General features: G+C 68.1%; 21 protein-coding genes. 15 read left to right on the top strand and 6 right to left on the bottom strand.

The features are described from left to right. Nucleotides 1–143: 143 nt before the first annotated feature. The 3 genes from tyrS to ACIO3R_RS38925 are packed head-to-tail and all read right to left on the bottom strand — an operon-like array spanning nucleotide 144 to nucleotide 4,382. Nucleotides 144–1,412, bottom strand: a complete 1,269-nt coding sequence (tyrS, locus tag ACIO3R_RS38935; RefSeq protein ID WP_385041972.1) for a tyrosine--tRNA ligase — start codon at nucleotides 1,410–1,412, stop codon at nucleotides 144–146. Between the two features lie 55 nt (nucleotides 1,413–1,467). Then, nucleotides 1,468–2,862 (bottom strand): metallopeptidase TldD-related protein, encoded by a 1,395-nt coding sequence (locus tag ACIO3R_RS38930; RefSeq protein WP_385354977.1) that lies wholly within the window; start codon nucleotides 2,860–2,862, stop codon nucleotides 1,468–1,470. Then, complete coding sequence (locus ACIO3R_RS38925; protein ID WP_385041121.1) at nucleotides 2,859–4,382, bottom strand: TldD/PmbA family protein; 1,524 nt, start codon at nucleotides 4,380–4,382, stop codon at nucleotides 2,859–2,861. Before ACIO3R_RS38925 ends, ACIO3R_RS38930 begins: the two co-directional genes overlap by 4 nt. Nucleotides 4,383–4,603: 221 nt before the next feature. Here ACIO3R_RS38925 and ACIO3R_RS38920 point away from each other — a divergent pair, with 221 nt between their 5' ends. Genes ACIO3R_RS38920 through ACIO3R_RS38910 form a run of 3 tightly spaced genes read left to right on the top strand, consistent with a single transcriptional unit; the run spans nucleotide 4,604 to nucleotide 11,453 of the window. Further along, on the top strand, nucleotides 4,604–8,293 hold the full coding sequence (locus ACIO3R_RS38920) for a DEAD/DEAH box helicase family protein (protein ID WP_402111846.1): 3,690 nt from the start codon (nucleotides 4,604–4,606) through the stop codon (nucleotides 8,291–8,293). Continuing rightward, nucleotides 8,290–9,828 (top strand): restriction endonuclease subunit S, encoded by a 1,539-nt coding sequence (locus tag ACIO3R_RS38915; protein ID WP_402111845.1) that lies wholly within the window; start codon nucleotides 8,290–8,292, stop codon nucleotides 9,826–9,828. Before ACIO3R_RS38920 ends, ACIO3R_RS38915 begins: the two co-directional genes overlap by 4 nt. After that, complete coding sequence (locus ACIO3R_RS38910) at nucleotides 9,825–11,453, top strand: N-6 DNA methylase (protein WP_402111843.1); 1,629 nt, start codon at nucleotides 9,825–9,827, stop codon at nucleotides 11,451–11,453. The genes ACIO3R_RS38915 and ACIO3R_RS38910 overlap by 4 nt, the downstream gene beginning before the upstream one ends. A gap of 66 nt (nucleotides 11,454–11,519) precedes the next feature. Here ACIO3R_RS38910 and ACIO3R_RS38905 read toward each other — a convergent pair whose 3' ends face one another. Together ACIO3R_RS38905 and ACIO3R_RS38900 are read right to left on the bottom strand one after the other, a co-directional pair. Then, a complete protein-coding gene (locus ACIO3R_RS38905; RefSeq protein WP_402111841.1) occupies nucleotides 11,520–11,741 on the bottom strand; it encodes a DUF397 domain-containing protein in 222 nt (73 codons plus the stop codon). Beyond that, complete coding sequence (locus ACIO3R_RS38900) at nucleotides 11,738–12,604, bottom strand: helix-turn-helix domain-containing protein (protein ID WP_402111839.1); 867 nt, start codon at nucleotides 12,602–12,604, stop codon at nucleotides 11,738–11,740. Before ACIO3R_RS38900 ends, ACIO3R_RS38905 begins: the two co-directional genes overlap by 4 nt. 151 nt (nucleotides 12,605–12,755) lie before the next feature. On the opposite strand from ACIO3R_RS38900, the gene ACIO3R_RS38895 reads away from it, so the two are divergent. From ACIO3R_RS38895 to ACIO3R_RS38860, 8 genes are all read left to right on the top strand, one after another. Next, a complete protein-coding gene (locus ACIO3R_RS38895; protein ID WP_402111837.1) occupies nucleotides 12,756–13,226 on the top strand; it encodes an ATP-binding protein in 471 nt (156 codons plus the stop codon). Between the two features lie 206 nt (nucleotides 13,227–13,432). Continuing rightward, nucleotides 13,433–14,938, top strand: coding sequence for a class I SAM-dependent DNA methyltransferase (locus ACIO3R_RS38890; protein WP_402111835.1), 1,506 nt, complete (start codon nucleotides 13,433–13,435; stop codon nucleotides 14,936–14,938). 59 nt (nucleotides 14,939–14,997) lie between these two features. Then, nucleotides 14,998–17,154 (top strand): AIPR family protein, encoded by a 2,157-nt coding sequence (locus ACIO3R_RS38885; RefSeq protein WP_402111833.1) that lies wholly within the window; start codon nucleotides 14,998–15,000, stop codon nucleotides 17,152–17,154. 234 nt (nucleotides 17,155–17,388) lie between these two features. Continuing rightward, nucleotides 17,389–17,529: a hypothetical protein gene (locus ACIO3R_RS38880; protein WP_363068745.1), complete on the top strand. Its 141-nt coding sequence runs from the start codon at nucleotides 17,389–17,391 to the stop codon at nucleotides 17,527–17,529. A 5-nt stretch (nucleotides 17,530–17,534) separates the two neighbouring features. After that, complete coding sequence (locus ACIO3R_RS38875) at nucleotides 17,535–17,924, top strand: PIN domain-containing protein (protein ID WP_402111852.1); 390 nt, start codon at nucleotides 17,535–17,537, stop codon at nucleotides 17,922–17,924. 126 nt (nucleotides 17,925–18,050) lie between these two features. Then, complete coding sequence (fabG, locus tag ACIO3R_RS38870; RefSeq protein WP_385041118.1) at nucleotides 18,051–18,770, top strand: 3-oxoacyl-[acyl-carrier-protein] reductase; 720 nt, start codon at nucleotides 18,051–18,053, stop codon at nucleotides 18,768–18,770. A 5-nt stretch (nucleotides 18,771–18,775) separates the two neighbouring features. Beyond that, the gene (fabI, locus tag ACIO3R_RS38865) at nucleotides 18,776–19,543 is read left to right on the top strand and encodes an enoyl-ACP reductase FabI (RefSeq protein WP_385041115.1); all 768 of its coding nucleotides are present in this window, start codon (nucleotides 18,776–18,778) and stop codon (nucleotides 19,541–19,543) included. Between the two features lie 171 nt (nucleotides 19,544–19,714). Next, nucleotides 19,715–20,101 (top strand): hypothetical protein, encoded by a 387-nt coding sequence (locus tag ACIO3R_RS38860; RefSeq protein WP_402111832.1) that lies wholly within the window; start codon nucleotides 19,715–19,717, stop codon nucleotides 20,099–20,101. Nucleotides 20,102–20,137: 36 nt separating this feature from the next. Here ACIO3R_RS38860 and ACIO3R_RS38855 read toward each other — a convergent pair whose 3' ends face one another. Beyond that, the gene (locus ACIO3R_RS38855) at nucleotides 20,138–20,812 is read right to left on the bottom strand and encodes a FadR/GntR family transcriptional regulator (RefSeq protein WP_363028294.1); all 675 of its coding nucleotides are present in this window, start codon (nucleotides 20,810–20,812) and stop codon (nucleotides 20,138–20,140) included. Nucleotides 20,813–20,932: 120 nt separating this feature from the next. Between ACIO3R_RS38855 and ACIO3R_RS38850 the strand changes: the two genes are divergently transcribed. The 4 genes from ACIO3R_RS38850 to ACIO3R_RS38835 all read left to right on the top strand — a co-directional run bounded on the left by ACIO3R_RS38850 (nucleotide 20,933) and on the right by ACIO3R_RS38835 (nucleotide 23,310). After that, nucleotides 20,933–22,219, top strand: a complete 1,287-nt coding sequence (locus tag ACIO3R_RS38850; RefSeq protein WP_385041109.1) for a CynX/NimT family MFS transporter — start codon at nucleotides 20,933–20,935, stop codon at nucleotides 22,217–22,219. A 26-nt stretch (nucleotides 22,220–22,245) separates the two neighbouring features. Continuing rightward, nucleotides 22,246–22,356 carry an SGM_5486 family transporter-associated protein gene (locus ACIO3R_RS38845; RefSeq protein ID WP_260147507.1) on the top strand — a complete coding sequence of 37 codons (111 nt, stop codon included), beginning with the start codon at nucleotides 22,246–22,248 and terminating at the stop codon, nucleotides 22,354–22,356. A 154-nt stretch (nucleotides 22,357–22,510) separates the two neighbouring features. After that, complete coding sequence (locus ACIO3R_RS38840) at nucleotides 22,511–22,717, top strand: hypothetical protein (protein ID WP_385041106.1); 207 nt, start codon at nucleotides 22,511–22,513, stop codon at nucleotides 22,715–22,717. 74 nt (nucleotides 22,718–22,791) lie between these two features. Next, nucleotides 22,792–23,310 carry a SixA phosphatase family protein gene (locus ACIO3R_RS38835; protein ID WP_385041103.1) on the top strand — a complete coding sequence of 173 codons (519 nt, stop codon included), beginning with the start codon at nucleotides 22,792–22,794 and terminating at the stop codon, nucleotides 23,308–23,310. Nucleotides 23,311–23,373 lie beyond the last annotated feature (63 nt).

Raw genomic sequence — 23,373 nt, 5'->3', positions numbered from 1 at the left:
TGGGGGGGGGGGGCGCGTTGGTTGGGGGTGCGCCTCGGGGCTCACGTCAACTCATCACACCGGGCCCCGCGGTCCCCCCCGGGGGCGGGGCCCCCCCCCCCCCCCCCCCGGCGCCCCCGGCCGCGGTGGTGTCCGGTGACGGCTCAGCCGGCCGTGACCTCGATGGCCGCGAGGTTCTTCTTGCCCCGGCGCAGCACCAGCCAGCGCCCGTGCAGCAGCTCCTCGCGGGCCGGGGCCACCTCACCGTCGGCGACCTTGACGTTGTTCACGTACGCGCCGCCCTCCTTGACGGTGCGGCGCGCGCCCGACTTGCTCGGCGCCAGACCGACCTCCACCAGCAGGTCCACCAGCGGACCCAGCTCGGTGACCCGGGCGTGCGGCACCTCGGAGAGCGCCGCGCCCAGCGTCGCCTCGTCCAGCTCACCCAGCTCCCCCTGGCCGAACAGGGCCTTCGACGCGGCGATGACCGCGGCGCACTGGTCCGCGCCGTGCACCAGCGTCGTCAGCTCCTCGGCCAGCGCGCGCTGAGCGGAGCGCGCCTGCGGCCGCTCCTCGGTGACCTTCTCCAGCTCCTCCAGCTCGGCGGGGCTCAGGAAGCTGAGGATGCGCATGTAGCGGGAGATGTCCCGGTCGTCGACGTTCAGCCAGAACTGGTAGAACGCGTACGGCGTCGTCATCTCCGGGTCCAGCCAGACCGCGCCGCTCTCGGACTTGCCGAACTTGGTCCCGTCCGCCTTCGTCATCAGCGGGGTCGCCAGCGCGTGCACCTCGGCGCCCGGCTCCAGGCGGTGGATCAGGTCCAGGCCCGCGGTGAGGTTGCCCCACTGGTCGCTGCCGCCCTGCTGGAGGGTGCAGCCGTGACGCCGGTACAGCTCCAGGAAGTCCATGCTCTGGAGCAGCTGGTAGCTGAACTCGGTGTAGCTGATGCCCTCGTCGGACTCCAGCCGCCGGGCGATGGACTCCTTGGTGAGCATCTTGTTGACCCGGAAGTGCTTGCCGATGTCCCGCAGGAACTCGATCGCGGACATGCCCGCGGTCCAGTCCAGGTTGTTCACCATGACCGCGGCGTTCTCGCCCTCGAAGGACAGGAACGGCTCGATCTGGGACCGCAGCCGCGCCACCCAGGCGGCGATCGTCTCCGGATCGTTCAGCGTGCGCTCGGCGGTCGGGCGCGGGTCACCGATCTGACCGGTGGCCCCGCCCACCAGGGCGAGCGGCCGCAGCCCGGCCTGCTGGAGCCGGCGCATGGTGAGCACCTGCACCAGGTGGCCGACGTGCAGACTCGCCGCGGTGGGGTCGTAGCCGCAATAGAACGTGACGGGACCGTCCGCGAGAGCCTTGCGCAGTGCGTCCTCGTCAGTGGACTGGGCGAACAGCCCGCGCCACTTCAGCTCGTCGACGATGTCCGTCACGGTTCCGTGTCTCCTCAGATACGTGTACTGAATTGCAACAGCCAGTCTAGGCGGGTCACACCCCCGGGCTCACCGAGCTCATGTTGAAGTCGGGGATGCGCAGCGCGGGCATCGCGGCCCGGGTGAACCAGTCGCCCCACTCGCGCGGCAGTGTCCTCTCGGTGCGTCCCGCCTCCGTGGCCCGCGACAGCAGGTCCACCGGGGACTCGTTGAAGCGGAAGTTGTTCACCTCGCCGACGACCTCGCCGTCCTCCACGAGGTACACCCCGTCGCGGGTCAGCCCGGTCAGCAGCAGCGTCGCCGGATCGACCTCGCGGATGTACCACATGCAGGTCAGCAGGAGCCCGCGGCCGGTCGTCGCGGCCACCATCTCCTCCAGGGACCGCTCACCGCCGCCCTCCAGCACCAGGTTGTCGGCCGCCGGGGCGAGCGGCAGCCCCGTCAGACCCGCCGTGTGCCGGGTGGTCGTCAGGTGTTCCAGCCGGCCGTCCCGGATCCAGTCGGTACGGGCCAGCGGCAGCCCGTTGTCGAAGACCGAGGCGTCGTCCCCGGAGGAGTGGGCGACGACGAACGGCGCCGACTCCAGACCCGGCGCGTGCGGGTCGCTGGACAGCGTCAGCGGCAGCGCGGACAGCGTCTCGCCGAGCCGGGTGCCGCCACCGGGCCTGGAGAACACCGTCCGGCCCTCCGTGGCGTCCCGGGCGGTCGAGGACCACAGCTGGTAGATCAGCAGATCGGCGACGGAGGTCGGTGGCAGCAGCGTCTCGTACCGTCCGGCCGGCAGCTCGATACGGCGCTCCGCCCAGCTCAGCCGCCGGGCCAGCTCGGCGTCCAGCTCGGCCGGGTCGACATCCTTGAAGTCGCGGGTCGCGCGCCCCGCCCAGGCCGAGCGCGACCGGTCGGGCGACTTGGCGTTCAGCTCCAGCGTCCCGTTCGGCTGGTCGTGGCGCAGCCGCAGCCCCGTCGACGTACCGAGGTAGGTCGAGGTCATCTCGTGGTTGGCGAAGCCGTACAGCTCACGGCCGCCGGACCGGGCCCGCGCGAAGGCGTCGCCGAGCGCGGGGGCGAACGCCGCGAACACATCGGAGTCCGTCTCCGCGGGCGCGTCCGTGAAGTCGGGCGAGGCGGGCACCCCGGTGACCAGCGGCTGCGCGTCCTCCGCCGGACCGGCCCCGCGTGCGGCGGCCTCTGCGGCCCGCACCAGCGGCTCCAGGTCTGCGGCGGTGACGGCGGACCTGGACACCACGCCGGACGCGGTGCCCTCGGCCCCGTCGACCGTGGCGATGACGGTGAGCGTGCGGCCCCGGGTCACCCCGTTCGTGGTGAGCGCGTTGCCCGCCCAGCGCAGATTGGCCGACGACTCCTCGTCGGCGATGACCACACAGCCGTCGGCGGTGGACAGCGCGAGCGCGCGCTCGACGATCTCGTGCGGCTTGCTGACGCGGCTCATCGTCCGGCCTCCTGCGTCGTGTTGAGGATGTTGACGCCCCGGAAGAGGGCGGTGGGGCAGCCGTGGGAGACGGCCGCGATTTGGCCGGGCTGGGCCTTGCCGCAGTTGAAGGCGCCGCCCAGGACGTACGTCTGCGGGCCGCCGACCTTCTCCATCGAGCCCCAGAAGTCCGTCGTCGTCGCCTGGTAGGCGACATCGCGCAACTGCCCGGCGAGCCTGCCGTTCTCGATCCGGAAGAACCGCTGACCGGTGAACTGGAAGTTGTACCGCTGCATGTCGATCGACCAGGACCGGTCACCGACCACGTAGATCCCGCGCTCCACCCCGCCGATCAGGTCCTCCGTGGAGAGCCCGCCCGGATCCGGCTGCAACGACACATTGGCCATGCGCTGTACGGGGACATGGCCCGGCGAGTCCGCGTACGCGCACCCGTTGGACCGGCCCAGATCCGTCAGCTTCGCGATCCGGCGGTCCAGCTGGTAGCCGACCAGCGTGCCGTCCTTCACCAGGTCCCACGACTGGGCCTCGACGCCCTCGTCGTCGTAACCGATGGTCGCGAGCCCGTGCTCGGCCGTGCGGTCGCCCGTCACGTTCATCACCGGGGAGCCGTACGCCAGCTTCCCCAGCTTGTCGAAGGTCGCGAACGAGGTCCCGGCGTACGCCGCCTCGTACCCCAGCGCCCGGTCCAGCTCGGTGGCGTGGCCGATCGACTCGTGGATGGTCAGCCACAGGTTGGACGGGTCGACCACCAGGTCGTACGTCCCCGCCTCGACACCCGGGGCGCGCATCTTCTCGGCCAGCAGCGCGGGGATGCTCTCCAGCTCCGCGTCCCAGTCCCAGCCGGTCCCGGTCAGGTACTCCCAGCCGCGCCCGACCGGCGGAGCGATCGTGCGCATCGAGTCGAACTCGCCGCTCGTCGCGTCCACCGCCACCGCGGTGAACTGCGGGTGCAGCCGCACCCGCTGCTGGGTGGTGACCGTGCCCGCCGTGTCCGCGTAGAACTTGTTCTCGTGGACGGTCATCAGCGAGGCGTCCACATGCGCGACGCCCTCCGCCCGCAGAAGCCGGGCGCTCCACTCGGCGAGCAGTCCCGCCTTCTCCTCGGCCGGCACGCCGAAGGGGTCGACGTCGTACGCCGACACCCAGCTCCGCTCCCCGTGCACCGGCTCGTCGGCCAGCTCCACGCGCTCGTCGGAACCCGCGGCCGCGATCACCTTCGCCGACAGCTTCGCCATGGCGACGGCCCGCGAGGCCACCTTCGCCGCCGCGTCCATCGTCAGATCCACCCCGGAGGCGAACCCCCACGCCCCGCCGTGCACCACCCGCACCGCGTACCCCAGGTCGGTGCTGTCCGACGCCCCGGCCGGCCGGGCGTCCCGCAGCCGCCAGGTGGCACTGCGCACCCGCTCGAAGCGGAAGTCGGCATGCACGGCCCCGAGCGCCCGCGCGCGGGCGAGCGCCGCGTCGGCCAGCGGCCGCAGCGGGAGCGCCAGGAACGACTGATCTACCTCATGGGGCACGGGCGGCCTTCCCTTGTGGTGATGGCAGGGTCCGGGTGAGTGAACCATGCCGCCGACATGGTGGCGCGGATTTTCGTCAGCGAGATACGCCTGAGCCCAGCGGTTGGAACAGGGAGTCGGAGAAACCAGCGGCAAGGACCTGTCGCCGGTTAGGCTCGACGGGTGATCACACCGCACGAGTGGCGGTGGTTCTCGTACTCCTGGAAGGTGGTACCTACCCCATGAGCAGCGCAGACGGGGTGCCGCAGGCGTCGGACCCTCGACTTCTAGGCCTGGCAGGACGGACTCGCAATTTCGGCTTCCTGCTGCCGCACCTTGCGCTGCTCGTCGCCTATGGAAGCGCCGCCGAGAGCCATGTCTTCAGTGACCCGAATACATCTCTGATCAAATCGCGCCAGTTCGCCGAGGCCATGGCGGCCGACCTCGTAAGCCGTGGGCGGGTCCGCGCAGAAGGCACCACCCAGTTCGACCGGCTGCGGGCCCTGGAACGGGAGGGCTACCTCCATGGCGACGTGGGCACTGCCTTTCACAAGGTGCGCACCCTCGGCAATGACGCGAACCACTCGGGGCTCGACAACGCCGACGACGCCTTCCGAGCTCTGCGTACCTGCTTCCGCCTCGGAGTCTGGTACCACCGACTGCTCACCGGCTCACGCGAGCAGCTGGCGTTCGTGCCGCCCAGTCCCGACCGCATCCCCGCCGTGGAGAACGCGCTTCTCCTCCAGGATGTCGCCCAGGCACGCCGGGAACTAGAAGAGGCCCGTCTCAGCTATCACGACCAGGCATCCCAGGCCCAGGCCGAACAGGCCGCCCGGAGCGTCGTCGAGCGCGAGCTCGCCCAGGCGCAGGCCGAGCGCGAGGAAATGGCCCGTGCGGTCGCTGCCATGCAGCACCAGCTCAAGGAACTCCAGGCCGCTGCCGAGGCGACTCAGCTCGACCGCCGTCACACCGCCACCACTGACCGAGCCGCCGCTTCGGCCGCCGTCGCGGAGCGCGCCCGCCTCCTCGACAACGCGGAGCAGGCTTCCCGCGAACCGCTCACCGAAGTACAGGTCCGCAAGCGACTCGACGCCATGCTGGCAGCAGCCGGCTGGGACGTCCAGGACGGTGGCGCGGACCTCAACCTCCATATCCAGGGTGACCGACGGGGTAACGGCGTCGCCGTCCGCGAGGTCACCACCGCCCGGGGCCGCGCCGACTATGCCCTCTACGTCGACCGCAAGCTCGTCGGCGTCATCGAGGCCAAGCGCGAGGGGGCTGACCTGTCCGCCGCGGAGGCCCAGGCCGACCGCTACGCCGACCATCTCACCGATGCCCAGCAGCGTTTCAACGCATGGCGCACTCCGCTCCCGTTCCGCTACGTCAGCGATGGCGGAGAGACCCGCTTCCGGTCCGTCCTTGACCCGGACTCCCGTACTCGTCGCATCTTCTTCTTCCACCAGCCGCGTACTCTCGCTCGCTGGGTCCGCCAGGCCGAGGAGGACGAGCAGACCCCCAGCTACCGCGCCCGGCTGCGCCACCGCATGCCCGACCTCGACGAACGGCCTCTGCGCCCCGCGCAGATCAAAGCGGTGCGCGGCGTGGAGAACTCGCTGGCCCTGGGTAAAGGGCAGCAGGGCATGGGGCAGGCCCGCGCCCTCGTCCAGATGGCCACCGGCGCCGGCAAGACGTTCACGGCCGTCACGTTCTCGTACCGGATCCTCAAGCACGCCCGCGCCGAGCGCGTCCTATTCCTTGTGGACCGCAACAACCTCGGCGTGCAGGCGTTCGCCGAGTTCGAGAACTTCAAGACTCCGGACACCGATCGCAAGTTCGCCGATCTCTACAACGTCCAGCGTCTTGGCGCGGAGGGCATGCTCACCTCCTCCAAGGTCGTGATCTCCACCGTGCAGCGCCTCTACATGGAGCTCACCGGTGCGAGCCTGCCGGGGGCCGTGCAAGGGGACGGGGAGATCGAGTACGACATCGACGTGCCCGGCGGCATCGAGGTCGGCTACAACGCGGACATCCCCCCGGAGGCATTCGACCTGATCGTCGTCGACGAGTGCCATCGTTCCATCTACGGCAAGTGGCGCTCCGTCCTCGAATACTTCGACGCCCCCATCGTTGGCCTCACCGCCACCCCCGTCGCCCAGACCTTCGGCTACTTCAACGGCAACCTGGTCAGCGAGTACTCCTATCAGGAGGCTGTGGCCGACCGCGTCAACGTCGACTTCTCCGTCTATGAGATCAACACACGTATCACGGTCGAGGGCGGTGTCATCGCGCAGGGCACCATTCCGGTCCGTGACCGCCGCACGCGCCGCCAGCGCTACGAGGACATCGACGAGGACATTGCGTACGGAGCGAACCAGGTCGGTGTCGGGGTTATCAGCAAGGACCAGCTCCGTACGGTCGTCCAGACCTTCCACGACCGGCTGTTCACGGAGATCTTCCCCGAGCGGGCGAAGCGCGACCCGGCCACGGGAGCCTTGCTGCCGGACGAGATGCACGTGCCCAAGACGTTGATCTTCGCCAAGAACGACAACCACGCGGAGGAGATCGTCGAGGTCGTCCGCGACGTCTTCGGCAAGGGCAACGATTTCTGCGCGAAGATCACCAGCGCGGCCCGCAACGCCCCCGAACGCCTGGCTGCCTTCCGAAACCTGCCCGACCTGCGGATCGCGGTCACGGTCGACATGATCGCCACCGGCACGGACGTCAAGCCGCTTGAATGTCTGTTGTTCCTGCGGGACGTCAAGAGCTGGGCCTACTTCGAGCAGATGAAGGGCCGCGGCGCCCGGACTCTGTCCCTCACGGAGTTCGAGAAGGTCACCCCCGGCGTGGGCCCGAAAACCCGCTTCGTGATCGTCGACGCGGTCGGTGTGACGAAAAAGCCGAAGGTCGACGCGGCACCGCTGGAACGCCACACCGACAAACAGATCAGCCTGGAGAAGCTGCTCCGCAAGACCGCCGCGAACACCATCGAGGAGGAAGAGGTCTCCACCCTCGCGGCCCGCCTTGCCAAGCTCGATGTCCAGATGACGGATGAGGAACGCGCCGAGATCCAGCGCCTGAGCGGTGGACTGGAGCTGACGAAGATCGTCCATGGAATGGTCGACGCCGTCTCGGCGGACCGGCAACTGGAGGCCCGCGAGGCTGCCCAGCGCGCCGGCCGCGATCCCGAGCACGCGGTACGCGACCTCATCGAATGGGCCGTGCGGCCACTCGCAGCCCAGCCACCGCTGCGTGCCAGGCTGCTGGAGATGCGGCGAGCGAAGGACATCCTCTACGACGAGACCGGCACGGACGAGCTGCTCGGGGCGGGCGCGGGCGCGGTCGTGGAGGACGAGGACTCGGCGTTGCGGACCGTCCGGGATTGGCGCCAGTACATCGCCGACAACCGGGACGAGATCGCGGCTATGTCCATCGCGTTCAGCGCCGGCTCGGACGTGCCACCGAGCGCCGCCATGAACAGGCTCGACGACGTGGCCCGCAGGATCGCCCGCCCACCGCGCTCCTGGACCCCTGACCGGCTCTGGCAGGCGTACGAGCGGCTCGGTGAGGTGGTGACCGACGGCGCCCGTCGTACGCGTACGGCCTCCGACCTGCTGGCCCTGCTCCGTTACGAGCTCGCGGGCGGCGCGGAGCGGGGGGCGCCTGCTCCACGTCCGTACGAGGGGCTCGTACGCGAGCGCTATCAGCGCTGGATCGCCAGTCAGGAACAGATGGGCAGCCGGTTCACGGCGCGCCAGCACTGGTGGCTCGACCGCATCGCCGAAGCGACGGCCAGGCGTGTACGCTTCGACACCGCTGACCTGGATTACCCCCCTTTCACCAAACACAATGGTACGGACGGCTTCATCGCCGAATTCGGGGGAAAGCGGGCCGAACACATCATCACTGAATTGGACAGGGAGCTGAGCGCGTGACGACCGACTCGGGAACGGGGCCGGAGCCGGAGGGCTCGGGGGCCGAGGAGGGTGTTGCAGCGGAGCTGCCTGAGGGGTGGGTTCGGGCAACGATCGGTGAGCTGTGTGACGTAAATCCTCGTGGTTTTGACGAGGAACCGGCCGACGGCGAGTTGATTTCGCAGGTTCCGATGGCTGCTGTCGAGGTGGCGACGGGGCGTATGGACGCATCGATGCGGGTGCGATATGGAGATCTGAAGAAGAAGTCGCTCACCAGGTTCCAGGAGAACGACGTACTTTTCGCTAAGATCACGCCCTGCATGGAGAATGGGAAGATCGCGAAGGCGCAGGGGCTGACTGGCGGGCGCGCTCTGGGAAGTACGGAATTTCATGTGCTGCGGAGCCGCGGAGCCGTGCTCCCTGAATATTTGATGCATTTCTTGCTGCAATCGAACATCCGGAAGACAGCCGAGCGGCACATGGCTGGCGCTGTGGGGCAGCGTCGCGTTCCGCGCCCGTACCTGGCGGAGCTGGAGATCCCTGTGCCACCCCTCGCCGAACAGCACCGAATCGTCGCCAAGCTGGACGATCAGCTGGCACATGTTGAGGCGGGAGAGGAGGCGGTGCGGGCTGCTTTGACTGCCTCCGCAGTTTTGGAAGATCTGATTACCGGCTGTGGTGCACTAGGTGGACTGTACGGAGTCGAGTGCTTGCCTACCTCGCTTGAACCCGCAGATGTTGATGACGGCGTACTTCCTGATCTTCCGCTCGGATGGAAATGGGTGCGTCTCGGGGACATTGCCGAAGTAGTTGGTGGAGTCACGAAAGATGGCAAGAAACAGGGCGACCCCGAGTATGTTGAAGTTCCGTACCTCCGGGTTGCGAATGTGCAGCGTGGACGCCTTGTGCTTGATCGCGTGGAAAGAATCAGGTTGCCTGCGAAGAAGGCTCATTCTTTGAAGCTTGAATCCGGTGATGTTCTCCTAAATGAGGGGGGAGACCGAGACAAGCTGGGGCGCGGGTGGATTTGGGAAGGGCAGATAGAGGACTGTATTCACCAGAATCACGTTTTTCGCGCGCGTATCAGAGGCAAGATGCTGGACCCCAGGCTGCTTGCCTGGCATTCCAACGCATTCGGTAAAAACTGGTGTGATCGCAACGGGAGGCAGACGGTTAATCTTGCCTCTATCAGTCTTCGAACAATCAAGCTGATGCCTATCCCCGTGCCGCCAAAGTCTATGCAAGACGTTCTGGTCAAGGCTGTTGAAATTCGCCTGGCGGAGGCGAGGTCTGCCCAGCAGGTGATTCAGGGCGTGCGCGAGCAGGGCGAAAGTTTGCGTAACGCCCTCCTCCACGCAGCCTTCATTGGCGCCCTCGTTCCCCAGGATCCTGACGATGAGCACGCGTCCGTCCTCCTCGACCGGAGTCGCACGCAGCGGGCCGCCGCCTCCAAACCGGCCAAGCGCAAGCGCGCGCCCTGCAAGGCATCCCCGGCCGCACCCGAGACCTCCGGCCGGCCGGTTCCGGCCGGTACCCAGGACACACTTCCCTTGTGAGCACGAACATGAGCAGCAGTACCGAGACCACGGCCTCCGAGAGCCCCGCCAACGCGGAGGCCGAGTACGCGCCCGGCGCGGCCACCCCCCGCGAGACCGGAGCCAAGGGCAAGACCAAGGCCGCCCCGGCGGCCCCGGTCTCGACCTCCACCCTCGTCAACCGTCTCTGGTCGTACTGCGAACTGCTTCGCCATTCCGGCGTCTCGACCCTCGACTACGTCGAGCAGCTCACGTACCTCCTCTTCCTAAAGATGGCCGACGAGCGTGCAAACCGCCCGGCCGTCTTCCGGCGCAACGCCCCCGAACAGCCCCTCGTGCCCGAGGGACGGGACTGGAAGAGCTTGATGACCCGATCTGCCGAGGCACTGCTCGACCACTACGAGTTCATCCTCAAGGACCTCGGTCAGCGCGGCGGGACCATGCTTGGCGAGGTCTTCACCAAGGCGCAGAACAAGATCCAGGAACCTGCGGTCCTCGAACGGCTGATCAAGGACCTGATCGATCCCCACACCTGGACCACCGAGAATCAAGACCTCAAGGGCGACGCCTATGAAGGGCTTCTCCAGCGTGGCGCCGAGGACCGCAAGACCGGCGCGGGCCAATACTTCACACCCCGCCCCCTCATCGACGCGATGGTCGACTGCGTCCAGCCGAAGCCCGGTGAGACCATCACCGACCCGGCCTGCGGTACTGGCGGCTTCCTCATCGCGGCGCATGCCCACCTCATCCAGCACTACGAGGACGAGCTCTATGGCGACAAGGGGCGGGCTCTCCAGACCGGTGCGATCACCGGTTATGAGCTCGTTCGTGAGACCGGCCGCCTCGCCCTGATGAACATGCTGCTGCACGGCATCGGAAACTCCGAGGCCAAGCCGCTCATCACCATTCAGGACTCACTCGCCCGCCCCCCGAAGCGGCACTACGACATGGTGCTTGCCAACCCGCCCTTCGGCGTCGGCTCGGTGACCGGCGAGTCGTACACGGCCCGCACCGACTTCTGGGCGCAGACGACCAATAAGCAGCTCAACTTCGTCCAGCACATCTACAACCTGCTGAAGACCAACGGTCGGGCCGCCCTGGTCCTCCCCGACAACGTCCTCTTCGAGAGCGGTGCCGGCGAGACCATTCGCAGGAACCTTCTCAACCTCTGCGATATCCACACTCTCCTGCGCCTGCCCCCCGGCATCTTCTACGCCAACGGCGTCAAGGCCAACATCCTGTTCTTCGGCAAGACGGGCCAGCGCACCGGAGGCCGCCCCGGCACCCGCAAACTTTGGGTCTACGACTTCCGCACCGATCAGCGCTTCACTCTCAAGCAGCGCCAGCTGGGTCGCCAGCACCTCGACGACTTCGTCGCCGCCTACCACTCCGGCGGCACGGACTTCACCAAGCGCACCCCGAGCGACCGTTTCCGTGCCTACGACTACGACGAGCTGATCGCACGGGACAAGGTCAACCTCGACCTCACGGTCCTGAAGTCCGATTCCGCCATGACCGCGACATACGCGTCGCCGGACGTGATCGCCCAGGAGATTGTCGACGAGCTCGAAGTGGCACTGGCCGAGTTCACCGCCGTGGCCCAGGCATTGAAGAAGGATGTGCCGCCGTCAGGCGGCGACAAGTAGGAACGGACGGAGGGCCCGTGGTTCTTCCGGAACCGCGGGCCCTCCGTCGTGCCCTTCTCTGCGGGCTCAGAGCTCGCCCGCTATCACGCCTGTCCGGAACGCGGCCCACTCCGACGCGGTGAACCGCAGCGGTTCCCGTTCCAGGTTCTTCGAGTCCCGTACGGCCCGTGCTCCGTGCGGCAGTTCGGCGATCTGGACGCAGTCATTCTCCGCCCCACTGGCTGTCGCCTTGTGCCAGTCGGCGTTGGTGAGGTCCTGTTTGTACAGCTCGGTCTTGTGGTCCGTCACTTTCTGAAGCTCTCTTCCAGCTCGGCGATGCGGACGAGCGAGTCCTCGACGGGCAAGGCCGTGGCACGAATGCGTTCGTACGCCCGCTCGTAGGGGACCGCGTCTTCACCCTCAACGTATGTGGCTCCGCCGGGGTTCTCCAAGAGGACGACGCTTGGCAGGGGCGCTCGGAACTTAGTGAGAGAGAAGCCGCCCTCGAGCCCGGGGTGAGGCGTCGCACTGAGGGGCATCAACTGCACCGTCACATTGGGAAGCTCTGCGGTCTCACGCAGTCTGCGCAATTGCTCCCGCATGGTGTCGGGGCGACTGGCGAACCTCAGGTGCAGGGCCGCCTCATGCATGATCGCCCAGAACTCCAGAGGAGCGCCGGGCCGGGTGAGTACGGACTGGCGAGCCATGCGTACTTCCGCCAGCGCCGTGACCTCCTCGGAGCTCCGAGTGGTGGTGATTCCGGAGATCGTCTCGCGTGCGTACGTGGCACTTTGCAGGAGCCCGGGGACAAGGAGCGGTGACCAGGAGCACACCACCTCGGCGTCGGTCTCCAGGGAGATGTAGTCCGCGTACAGGGGGCTGACAACCTGCGCGTATGCCTGCCACCAGCCCTTCTTTGCGGCGTCGCTCCGCAGCTGCTCCAAGACGTCACGGACTTGAGGGTCGGAAACTCCGTAAACAACGAGCAGCTGTTCGAGGTCAGCCGGCCGGATCGCCTGTACGGCGTTCTCGATCTTCGACATCTTCGGGCTCTGCCATCCCATTGCAACGGCGGCGCGATCCAGGCTCAGTCCAGCCTCGTTGCGGAGCCTGCGCAGTGCGCCTCCGAGGCGACGGCGCCTGACAGTGGGGGTCAGAGGGGCATTCGGCATGAAGACATGCTGCCATTTCCAAGTCGCGAGAGGGGCCAATTCGAAAGTGCCACCCATTTGGGTAGAAAGGTTGCTACCTCGATGTGCGGTGAAGCACTCTCAAGTCAGCGTAGGCCGACCAAGGTCTGTTTCCCCGACGTAGGAGCCCCCCATGCCTCACTCCCTCGGCTGGTACCACGCCTCCACCTCCACCGGCTTCGTCCTCCACCTCTCCGCCACCACGGACCATCTCCGCGCCGCCAGCGCCCTGATTGGCAAGACGCTCGCCGACGCAGGTGTCGGCGAAGGGCAGTCGCATGCGGCGCAGTTGGTGATGTCCGAGCTGTTCGGGAATGCGGTGCGGGCTTGCGGCAATTTCGTGCCGCTCGTCGCCGAGGTGGCCGTGGAGCCGTCGCGCGGGTACGGCGACGGTGCGGAACGCGGGGTACGGGTCAGGCTGCATGACCCGTACCGGTTGGCGCTGCCCGTGGTCGGCGGTGTGCGAATGGATGATCCCGAGGCGGAATCGGGGCGCGGGCTGCCCATGATCGACCTGCTTGCGCCGGGGTGGCGGGTTGCGGGGACGCCGGTCGGGAATCAGGTGCGCTGCCGGATTCCCGGAGAGGGGGACGCGGGGGCCTGATGGGCTTCCCCGTCACCGACTGCCAATCTTGTCGTACTGATCGTGAAGATATGCCTACGATGGGAGGGAGTTGATCGCCCGCGGTCCGGTCGTCCGGTCCGGTGTGCTGTTAAGAGCCTTGGCCGCCACAGTCGGCGGCTGCCCGGGACGGGGAACGGCCAGCCGGCGCATCCACTCGGACCGGGACGCACGAGGACGGGCGGGGCATGGCGACAGAGCGCGACGGAGTCGGGGCCAGAGGGCCGGAGACGCACTGGACGGCGAAGAGGATCTTTGAGCGCTGGCAGCGTTTCTACGAACTCAAGACCAGTGCCAAGGCGCTGACTCGGTTGGAATTCACCGAGCACATCGCCTACCTGCTCTTCCTCAAGCTCGACCACGAACACACCCAGCGGTCCGGGATGTTCGCAAGCAGGCCGATCGCGCCGGTGGATAGCTGGCCGCACCTCGTACTCGCCAGTGGGGAGGATCTGCACGCAACGCTGACCCGGCTGATGACGGAGCTCGGCAGGCCGAACCCGGAGGACCCCCGCCGGGCCATCGCCAGCGTTCTGTTCCAGGAGTCCCGTCCCTGGCCCGTGGACCGGATGGCAGAACTCGGACGGCTGATCATCGAGGAGTTCGACCCGTACCGCTGGGCGGATGTGAAGCGGGACGAACTCGGTGTGGCCTTCTCTCTGCTGATCGGCGACTGCCGCGACGACATCCGGGCCAAGCGGGAGACGGGCCAGTTCCTTACCCCTCCGTACCTCCTGAAGGTCATAGCCGAGGCGCTTGCGCTCACCCCTGAGGACCGGGTGATCGATGCGGCCGTCGGGGTGGGTACCAGTCTGATCGCCGTGCACCGCGAGATGGCGGTGCACGGCGACCGCGTCGACGCCTCCGCTATAGCCGGTGCCGACATCGACGTACAGATGTGTCGCCTGGCGACGATGAACGTACTGCTGAACACCGGGCGCCAGTTCCACGACGTCCCCCCGGTTCTGCGCGCGGACTCGCTCAGGGTGAAGGACCGGCTGGTGCGCCGGCACGAGCGGGACGTGGCCGCGACGGTCGTCATCTGCAACCCGCCGTTCAAGAGCGTGGAGACGAACACCGAGCAGCGGGATGACTTCTGGGCGCAGAACGCCACGCTTCCGGCCAACTTCCTCCAGCATCTGGCCATCACCCTGCCCCGAGGTGCCAGGGCGGCTGTCTTCGTCCCCGATGGTGTGCTGTTCCAGCGCGGCGCGGCGGCCACCATCCGCAGGGAGCTGTTGAAGAACTGCACCGTGCACACTCTGCTGCGCCTGCCGACCGGCATGTTCCACGACACCAACTCGAAGTCGAACGTCCTCTTCTTCACTAAGTCGGTGAGGTGTCCGACCGGTGAGCCGAACACCGACGAGCTATGGGTGTACGACGCTCGCGACATCCACCACACGGACACCGAGAACCCTCTTTCCGAGGAGGATTTCGCGGAGTTTCTGGAGGCGTTCCGTCCTGGGGAGGAACGATTCACCGGGCGTGCCGAATCGTCGCGCTTCAAGCGCTACGACCGCGACGCCGTACGAAAGATCCTGGACAGTCCCGGCGTCAGCCTCAACCTGCGGGCCAACCTCGCCGACACACTGGATGATTCGGGCGATCCACGCGACATCGCGCGCTCGATCATCGACCACCTCGGCGACGCGCAGCGGAGCTTCGAAGCGGTCCTGGACTCCCTCGGCTGAGACCGCCGTCCCCTTATCCGCACCCGTCACCCACACGCAGCCGGCCGGACAGGAAGACCATGAACGCCACTCCGCAGCAACCCGACGTCCCCACCCAGGTCCGCCAGACTGAGCGTGCCTTCGACGAAACGTACGCCGACCTCATCGACATGAGCGACTTCGGCAACCGGGCGCCCGAACAGACCGCGCCCGCCTTCCGGTCTCGCGCGCTGGCGGCGCACGCCGTCCGGATCATGACGGGATGGGCGGCCGAGCAGGCGGCCGACTGCGTCATCGATGGAGGCCAGGACCAGGGGATCGACGCCATCGCCATCGACGAGGCGGCGGCACACATCTACCTCGTACAGGCCAAGTGGAGTCCGAACGGGACGGCAAAGGCGAACGAGACCGCAGTACAGAAGCTCTTCGTGGGACTGACCCTCATCGACTCGGGAGAGTCCGCCCAGTTCAACCCGCGCGGTCAGATACTCGCCAAGCGGGCCCACGAGCTGATCGGTGAGAAGGCGACCAGGATCACGCAGGTGATCGTCCTCATGGGAACTGAGCACCCCGCGCCTGGCGTATTGCGGGCCATCAAGAATGGCGAGAGCGAGTTCAATTCCCACGGCGACTACGTCGATCACAAGTTTCTGCATGCCCCGGAGGCTTATGCGCTGGTGCGCGAGGACCAGCGAAGCGAACCCGTCACCCTGGAAGTGACGCTGCGCCCCTGGTTCAGTGTGTCCTTGCCCTATCTCTCATACGAGGGAATCGTGCAGGCGGAGGAGATTGCGACCTGGGCCGAGCATGGCAACGAGCTGTTCGCCCGCAACATCCGCAATCCGCTTGGTCTGACCCCCATCAACAAGGAACTGGTGGACACCCTCACTGACGAACCGTCCTACTTCTGGTACTTCAACAACGGCATCACGGTTTTGTGTGACTCCGTGGACGCTGTACCCGTGTCGCAGAAGTTCCCGGAACGTCACCCAGTCCGCCTGACGGCCCACGGTGCCAGTGTGGTGAACGGCGCCCAGACCGTGCGCTCGGTCATCGACGCGGCCCAGCAGGCCGAGGAAGCCGAACTTGCCCAGGTCACCGTTCGTTTCATCGTCACCGGCGGCGACGCCGACTTCGCCAACCGAACCACCCAGGCCACCAACCGGCAGAACCACATCACCGAACGCGACCGCATCGCCCTCGACCCTGTCCAGGCAGAGCTCATGGCCGAGTTTAGAGCCGAACTCGGCCTCGTCTACAGCGTGCGCCGCAGCGAACTCGAACCGCAGGACGACGAGGGCTGCTCCGTCGTGGAGGCCACGTGCGCGCTGGCCTGCGCCCACACGGGCAGCCGGTTCGCGGCGCGGCTCGTGGCGGCCGGTTCCACCGATGTGCTGTGGGAACGGGGCGGCAGCGGCATCTACGACCCTCTCTTCCGCTCCGTGCCTGGCGTGTACGAGACCTGGAACGCGGTGAAGGTGCTGCGAGCGGTGCGGACGGCTCTGCGTGCGGAGCGCGAGCAGTACGCGGGGCGCGCGGCCGCAGTCGTCGACGACGGTGCCTTCCTCATCACCCACCTGGCGTTCCGGCGGCTGCTTGCTCAGGACGCCGGCATGGGGGAGCCGGACCAGTCTCTGGCCTGGGCCGCTGAGGCGGTGGCACAGGTCCCGAACCTCGTCAAGCGCGTGGTCCCGGTGCTTGTACAGGTTTTGGACGACGAGGTTGGAGCCCGGACGAGTATCCAGCGCGTGTGCGCCGACCCTGGGCAGGCCGCTGAGCTCGTCACTGCGGTTCTGGCAGCTCTTGAAGGGGGCGGGACCGGAGAGGCCGCCGCGAAGTACCGGCGGCAGGAGAGCAAGCCGCGCAAGCGACGTAGGCCCAACGCCGTGCACGTGATCGTCGACAGCGGTGCTCTGGTGGAAGGCGCCCCCCTCCACCTGGCCCTGTACCTTCAGCCGGAGAAGGAAGCGCTGGCCGAGTGGCTCACTGCCAACCCGCGTCGAGCATTGGCCAAGTGGACTAGGACCAACCGGACGCGCCCGATCGTCTGGGCCGCCGACGGGCTTTCGTACTCGCCCAGTGGGCTCATTGCACGGATGTGGGAGCTGGCCGACTGGGAAGGGCGCCCAGTCTCGAACCAGGGCACCGCCCGTTGGGCCACGCAGGAGGGGGAGACGCTCGCAATCCTCGCCCGGCGGCTCCTCGACGGTATGGAGGGAGGGAAGGACGCAGAGTGACGACCAGCTGTGGCAGGGTCGGCCAGCCGCATGCAAGCGCCTCATTTGTGGTCACGGTGAATACACGTAGGTACAACTGACGAGCCTGCCATGAGCACCACTCCCATTCGAGAGTTCGCATACCAATCCCAGCGCGGTCTTCGCCCGCGTCGGAGAAGGGTGAGGCGATCGAGGTCACCCGGCACGGCAACGTCATCGCGATACTGTCACCGGTCGGCAGTCCCGTGGAGCGGTATGCGCACTTGGTGGTACTGGAAGATCAAGCTGAAGCCGGTCACCGCGGCCGAGCGGCACAGCATGCCGCACTACGAGGTGCCGGGAGGTGCCGATCCTGTGGCGCTGCTGCTGGTGGAGCGTGCAGAGGACGACCGTTGATCTACGTGGACGCGTCCCCGCTACTGGTCACCTGGATGACCCGGCGAAGCCACCGGGATGCTCCGGACACCTTCCTCCAGGGACAGACCACGGAGCCGCTCGCTACCAGCACGCTCGGCTTCGTGGAGACCGTACGGACGCTGGATCTCATGGGTCAGTTCCCAAAGGCCATGGAGGACCTGGACGCCCGGATCGCCGAGATCCTCCTCAGCCGGGAGGTGCGTAACGCGGCTGCTCTGCTGTTCGGGCGCCTGAGGACGCTGGACGCCATCCACGTGGCCAGCGCGCTCCTGCTGCGGGACGACCTGACCGCCCTGGTGACTTACGACCGCAGGATGCTCGAGACCGCTCGTGCCGAGGGGCTGTCGGCTCACGCCCCCGGTATGGCGGACTGACAGGCGGGCAGACTGTAGGAACCCCACAGTGACCGGCCGAAGGCGCTGTCAGAGGCCGATTCCTCGGGAAGCGGACGGTACCGATAGGTTTTCGAGGTACCAGACAGCTATGGAAAGGGTGATCCGTTGAGCCGCTCGGTTCTCGTCACCGGAGGAAACCGGGGCATCGGCCTCGCCATCGCCCGCGCTTTCGTCGACAACGGCGACAAGGTCGCGATCACCTTCCGTTCCGGCGAGCCGCCCCAGGCGCTCACCGAGGCCGGTGTTCTCGCGGTCCGCTGCGACATCACCGACGCCGAGCAGGTGGAGCAGGCCTACAAGGAGATCGAGGAGAAGCACGGCAACGTGGAGGTGCTGGTCGCCAACGCCGGTATCACCAAGGACCAGTTGCTGATGCGGATGTCCGAGGACGACTTCACGTCCGTACTCGACACCAACCTCACCGGCACCTTCCGGGTCGTCAAGCGTGCCAACCGCGGCATGCTGCGCGCCAAGAAGGGCCGGGTCGTCCTGATCTCCTCGGTCGTCGGCCTCCTCGGCTCCGCGGGACAGGCGAACTACGCCGCGTCCAAGGCCGGTCTGGTCGGCTTCGCCCGGTCGCTGGCCCGCGAGCTGGGCTCGCGGAACATCACCTTCAACGTCGTCGCGCCCGGTTTCGTCGACACCGACATGACGCAGGCGCTCACCGAGGAGCAGCGCAAGGGCATCGTCGCCCAGGTGCCGCTCGCGCGCTACGCGCAGCCCGCGGAGATCGCCGCCGCGGTGCGCTTCCTCGCCTCCGACGACGCGTCGTACATCACTGGAGCCGTCATCCCTGTTGACGGCGGATTGGGCATGGGTCACTGATCACCATGAGCGGAATTCTCGACGGCAAGCGCATCCTCATCACCGGGGTGCTGATGGAGTCGTCCATCGCGTTCCACACCGCCAAGGTGGCCCAGGAGCAGGGCGCCGAAATCATTCTGACCGCCTTCCCGCGGCCCACGCTGACCGAGCGCATCGCCCGGAAGCTGCCCAAGCCGGCCAAGGTCATCGAGCTGGACGTGACCAACGCCGAGCACCTGGACCGGCTCGCCGGTCTCGTGCGCGACGAGCTCGGCACGCTCGACGGCGTCGTCCACTCCATCGGCTTCGCGCCGCAGGACGCCCTCGGCGGCAACTTCCTCAACACCCCGTTCGAGTCGGTCGCCACGGCGATGCACGTCTCGGCGTTCTCGCTGAAGTCGCTCGCCATGGCGTGCAAGCCGCTGATGAGCGAGGGCGGTTCGATCGTCGGCCTCACCTTCGACGCGCAGTTCGCCTGGCCGCAGTACGACTGGATGGGCCCGGCGAAGGCCGCGCTGGAGGCGACCTCCCGCTACCTCGCCCGCGACCTGGGCAAGGACGGCATCCGCTGCAACCTGGTCTCGGCCGGACCGCTCGGCTCCATGGCCGCCAAGTCCATCCCGGGCTTCAGCGACCTCGCCGAGGTGTGGAACACCCGCGCACCGCTGGCCTGGGACATGTCGGACCCGGAGCCGGCCGGCCGCGGCATCGTCGCGCTGCTCTCGGACTTCTTCCCGAGGACCACGGGCGAGATCATCCACGTCGACAGCGGCGTGCACATGATGGGTGCCTGACCCTCGTACCACCGCGTTCGGAAACGGCCGCGCACCACTTCCCCCGGAGGTGGTGCGCGGCCGTTCCCCTTGTCCCGCCCGGCCTCTCGGCGCTCAGGTCGAAAACCTGGTCGATCCACCGCAGAATGTGGAGGAACCGGACTCTGGTCAGGCTGAGGGGAGGAGATCGCTGTGCACGGCACACGTCGCCGAACCCGGTCCCTGCTGGCGGCCTCCGCGGTCGTCGCCGGACTGCTCGTTCCCGGGGCCCTGTACGCCGCGGGCCATGTCGGGGCCACCGGTGCGGCAGCGCCGCCCGCACCGGACCCCGAACCCTCCGGCTCCGAGTGCCGTACGTCCGTCCGGGGCTCCAGGGTCGTCGCCTACTGCCACAACCCGTACCCGTCCGCCGACCGCGTCCAGCTGCACACCGAGTGCGCCCGCTGGTGGGACGTCGACGCGGACTCCAGGCCGGTCGACGTCGGACCGGGGCGGACCGTACGGCTGGACGACCGCTGCTGGAAAGAGATCGGCGCCGTGTGGATCACCCACGGGAACGGGACCCGCGCGGCCTCCTGAGGTCCCGCGAGCCCGGCCTGATCCGGACGAGCGGCCCTACACCCGGTCCACCAGGCAGTCGAGCGCGTGGCTCGCCGCCTCGGATGCCGCCGTCTCCGCGTCACCGGCGCGGATCGCCTCGACCAGCCGCCCGTGGTCCATGTGGTTCTCCGGCCGCAGCTCATGACCGACGTCGACCCGGAGGTAGTCCCGCAGGAGATCGCCCAGGTCGGCGTAGAGCCCGGTCAGCACGTCGTTGTGGGAGGCGGCCACCACGGCCAGGTGCAGCGTCGCGTCCGCCGCGACGAAGGCCTCCGCGTCCCCCGCGGCCCAGGTCTCCTCCCGGCGCCGCATCAGCGCGTCCAACTGCTTCAGGTCCCGGTCGGTACGACGGGCGGCGGCCAGGCGCGCCGCCGACGACTCCAGCGTCGAGCGCAGCTCGGCGACATGGCGCGGGTCGGCGGTCGCGAACCTGCGGTGCATCACCCCGGCCAGCTCGCTGGTGGCGACCACATAGGTGCCCGAGCCCTGCCGGATGTCGAGCAGCCCGTTGTGCGCGAGCGCGCGCACCGCCTCGCGGACGGTGTTACGGGCCACCCCCAGCTGCTCGACCAGCTCGGGTTCGGTGGGGATGCGCGAGCCCACGGGCCACTCGCCCGTAGTGATCTGGTTCCTCAGCTGGGCAATCACCTGGTCGGCGAGTGCCGAACGCCGCGGGGACGTCAGCGCCATGGTGCTCCTTGCTCGGGTGTCCGGGTGCGGGGACCGTCCCGCCGTTCCCGGGGTGTCCGAAGGTTCTCAGGGGATCAGCGGAATGGACAAGTAATCATCCCATGATTCTATGATGGCCCCATGCGTGACGACGAAACCCCTCCCCAGACCCCGACCGGGACGCTGAGCCCCGCCACTCCGGCGACCCCCCGTACCGACGTCCCCGCCCCGCCGGCCGGCCCCGCGCCGTGGCTGCTCCGCCTGGTCGTCGTCGGGCTCGTCCTCACCGCACTCAACCTCCGCCCGGCCATCACCAGCCTCGGCGCCCTCCTCGAAGAGGTGCGCGACGGGCTGCACATGAGCGGCAGCGTCGCGGGGGTCCTCACCTCCGTACCGCCGCTCTGCTTCGCGGTCTTCGGCATCATGGCGCCGCGGCTGGCCCGCCGCTTCGGAGCCGGTGCGGTCGTCTGCGCGGGCATGGTCGCCATCACCGCCGGGCTGGTGATCAGGCCCCTCGTCGGCGGCACGGCCGGCTTCCTCGCCGCGAGCGCGCTCGCCCTGATGGGCATCGCCGTGAGCAACGTCCTGATGCCGGTGATCGTCAAGCGCTGGTTCCCGGACCGGGTCGGCTCCATGACCGGCCTCTACTCCATGGCGCTGGCCCTCGGCACCTCGCTGGCCGCCGCCGTGACCGTCCCCATGACCGAGGCGATGGGCGGCAGTTGGAAGGCCGGCCTCGGTATCTGGGCCGTGCTCGCCGCCGCCGCGATCCTGCCCTGGATCCCGCTGGTACGGGACCGGAGCGGCACCCCCGGACAGCCCTCCGCCCACCGGGCGCAGGCCCCGGAGCTCAGGATCACCCGCAGCCGTACCGCCTGGGCCCTGGCCTGCTTCTTCGGCCTCCAGGCCACCGCCGCCTACATCACCATGGGGTGGATGCCGCAGATCTTCCGGGACGCCGGGGTCTCGGCCGGCACCGCGGGCGTCCTGCTCGCCGTCACCATGGCGATGGGCGTCCCGCTCGCCTTCGTCATCCCCCGGGTCGCCGCCCGGATGCGGAACCAGGGCGCGATCGTCGTCTTCCTCGGCGCCTGCGGCCTCGTCGGCTACGCGGGCCTCTACCTCGCCCCGTCCGGCGGCGCCTGGGCCTGGGCGCTGCTCCTGGGCATCTCGAACTGCGCCTTCCCGCTCGCCCTCACGATGATCGGCATGCGCTCGCGCAGCGGCGCCGGAGTGGTCAGGCTGTCCGCGTTCGCCCAGTCCACCGGCTATCTGATCTCGATCCCCGGACCGCTCCTCGTCGGCGTGCTCTACCAGCACAGCGGCGGCTGGGGGCTGCCGATCGCGCTGATGGCGGCCCTTATGGTGCCGCAGATGGCGGCGGGCATCCTGGCCGGCCGGGACCGGACGATCGAGGACGAATGCTGAGATGCGAGACTGGGCCCATGTCTCCTGTGCTCGACCCGAATCCCCAGAACGGCCAGAAGAAGCTCCTGCTCGTCTTCGGAGCGATGGTGCTGATCTCGATCGTCATCGCCGTCATCGCCACCCTCGCCTCCCCGTAGTGGTCCGGGCTCACCGAGGGACGACGGTGGGGGTAGCCCCACCATCCCTTAGGGGGCCAGGGTCAGGGTGAAGTGGGTGGGTCACCGGATGGGCCGGACATCCCAGGGTCCGTAGGTTTTCAGGTATCAGACCCGATGACCCACGGAGGCGGACATGTCGGCCCGTACACACCCCCGGTCCACCCGCCCGGATGCGGGCGGTGTCGAGATCAGGCTGCCGTGGTGGGCCGTGGCGCTGCCCGCCGTCGCCTTCGGCGCGCTTCTGCTGCTGATCGTCGGACCGGGGCAGGCGCAGGCGGCCACGGACGATCCGGCGATGGGCCAGTTGCTCGCGCGAATCGTGGAGCTGCTGGGCCGCTGACGGCCGTCGCCCGTGGCGGATCAAGCCTCCAACACCCTGAGCCAGGTGGCACATTTCGTGCGAAGCTGAGGTGTATGAGCGTCGATACACCTCGCAGGATCGTCCTTCTCAGGCATGCAAAGGCGGAATGGTCGCAGGACTCCGACCATGAGCGGCCGCTCGCGGAACGCGGCCGCAAGGACGCCCCCGTGGCGGGCCGCAAACTCGTTGATTCCGGGATCGTCTTCGATCTGGCCCTCTGTTCCACCGCCGCCAGGACGCGCGAGACATGGAAACTGGCCGTGCACGAGATGCCGGAGCGCCCCAGGACCGTGTACGAGGAGCGGCTGTACGAGGCCTCGCTCGGCGAGCTGATCGCCCTGGTCAACGAGACCCCCGACGAGGTCCGCAACCTCCTGGTGATCGGCCACAACCCGGGCATGCACGCGCTCGCCGACGCACTCTCGGGCGCGGCGGAGGGTGACGCGCTGGCCCGGATGACCCGCGGCGGCTTCCCGACCGCGGCGTTCGCCGTGGTCGAGTTCCCCGGCACCTGGAAGGCCGTGGAGCACGGCGTCGGCAAGCTCACCGAGTACTGGACGCCGAACGACTGACGGGACGACCGGCCCCCCCACGGGCTCACGGCGACCGGCCGCACCGGCTCGTGGTCCCACCGG

It is taken from the genome of Streptomyces sp. NPDC087428 (assembly GCF_044744085.1).
In the GTDB taxonomy this organism is placed as follows: Bacteria; Actinomycetota; Actinomycetes; order Streptomycetales; family Streptomycetaceae; genus Streptomyces.
This window is presented reverse-complemented; position numbering and strand designations above follow the sequence as displayed.

Coding starts and splice junctions, on each gene's coding strand:
- ACIO3R_RS38930 (WP_385354977.1), bottom strand. CDS start 2,862: ATGAGCCGCGTCAGCAAGCCGCACGAGATCGTCGAGCGCGCGCTCGCG.
- ACIO3R_RS38920 (WP_402111846.1), top strand. CDS start 4,604: ATGAGCAGCGCAGACGGGGTGCCGCAGGCGTCGGACCCTCGACTTCTA.
- ACIO3R_RS38900 (WP_402111839.1), bottom strand. CDS start 12,604: ATGCCGAATGCCCCTCTGACCCCCACTGTCAGGCGCCGTCGCCTCGGA.
- ACIO3R_RS38895 (WP_402111837.1), top strand. CDS start 12,756: ATGCCTCACTCCCTCGGCTGGTACCACGCCTCCACCTCCACCGGCTTC.
- ACIO3R_RS38890 (WP_402111835.1), top strand. CDS start 13,433: ATGGCGACAGAGCGCGACGGAGTCGGGGCCAGAGGGCCGGAGACGCAC.
- ACIO3R_RS38885 (WP_402111833.1), top strand. CDS start 14,998: ATGAACGCCACTCCGCAGCAACCCGACGTCCCCACCCAGGTCCGCCAG.
- ACIO3R_RS38880 (WP_363068745.1), top strand. CDS start 17,389: ATGCGCACTTGGTGGTACTGGAAGATCAAGCTGAAGCCGGTCACCGCG.
- fabI (WP_385041115.1), top strand. CDS start 18,776: ATGAGCGGAATTCTCGACGGCAAGCGCATCCTCATCACCGGGGTGCTG.
- ACIO3R_RS38855 (WP_363028294.1), bottom strand. CDS start 20,812: ATGGCGCTGACGTCCCCGCGGCGTTCGGCACTCGCCGACCAGGTGATT.
- ACIO3R_RS38850 (WP_385041109.1), top strand. CDS start 20,933: ATGCGTGACGACGAAACCCCTCCCCAGACCCCGACCGGGACGCTGAGC.
- ACIO3R_RS38840 (WP_385041106.1), top strand. CDS start 22,511: ATGTCGGCCCGTACACACCCCCGGTCCACCCGCCCGGATGCGGGCGGT.
- ACIO3R_RS38835 (WP_385041103.1), top strand. CDS start 22,792: ATGAGCGTCGATACACCTCGCAGGATCGTCCTTCTCAGGCATGCAAAG.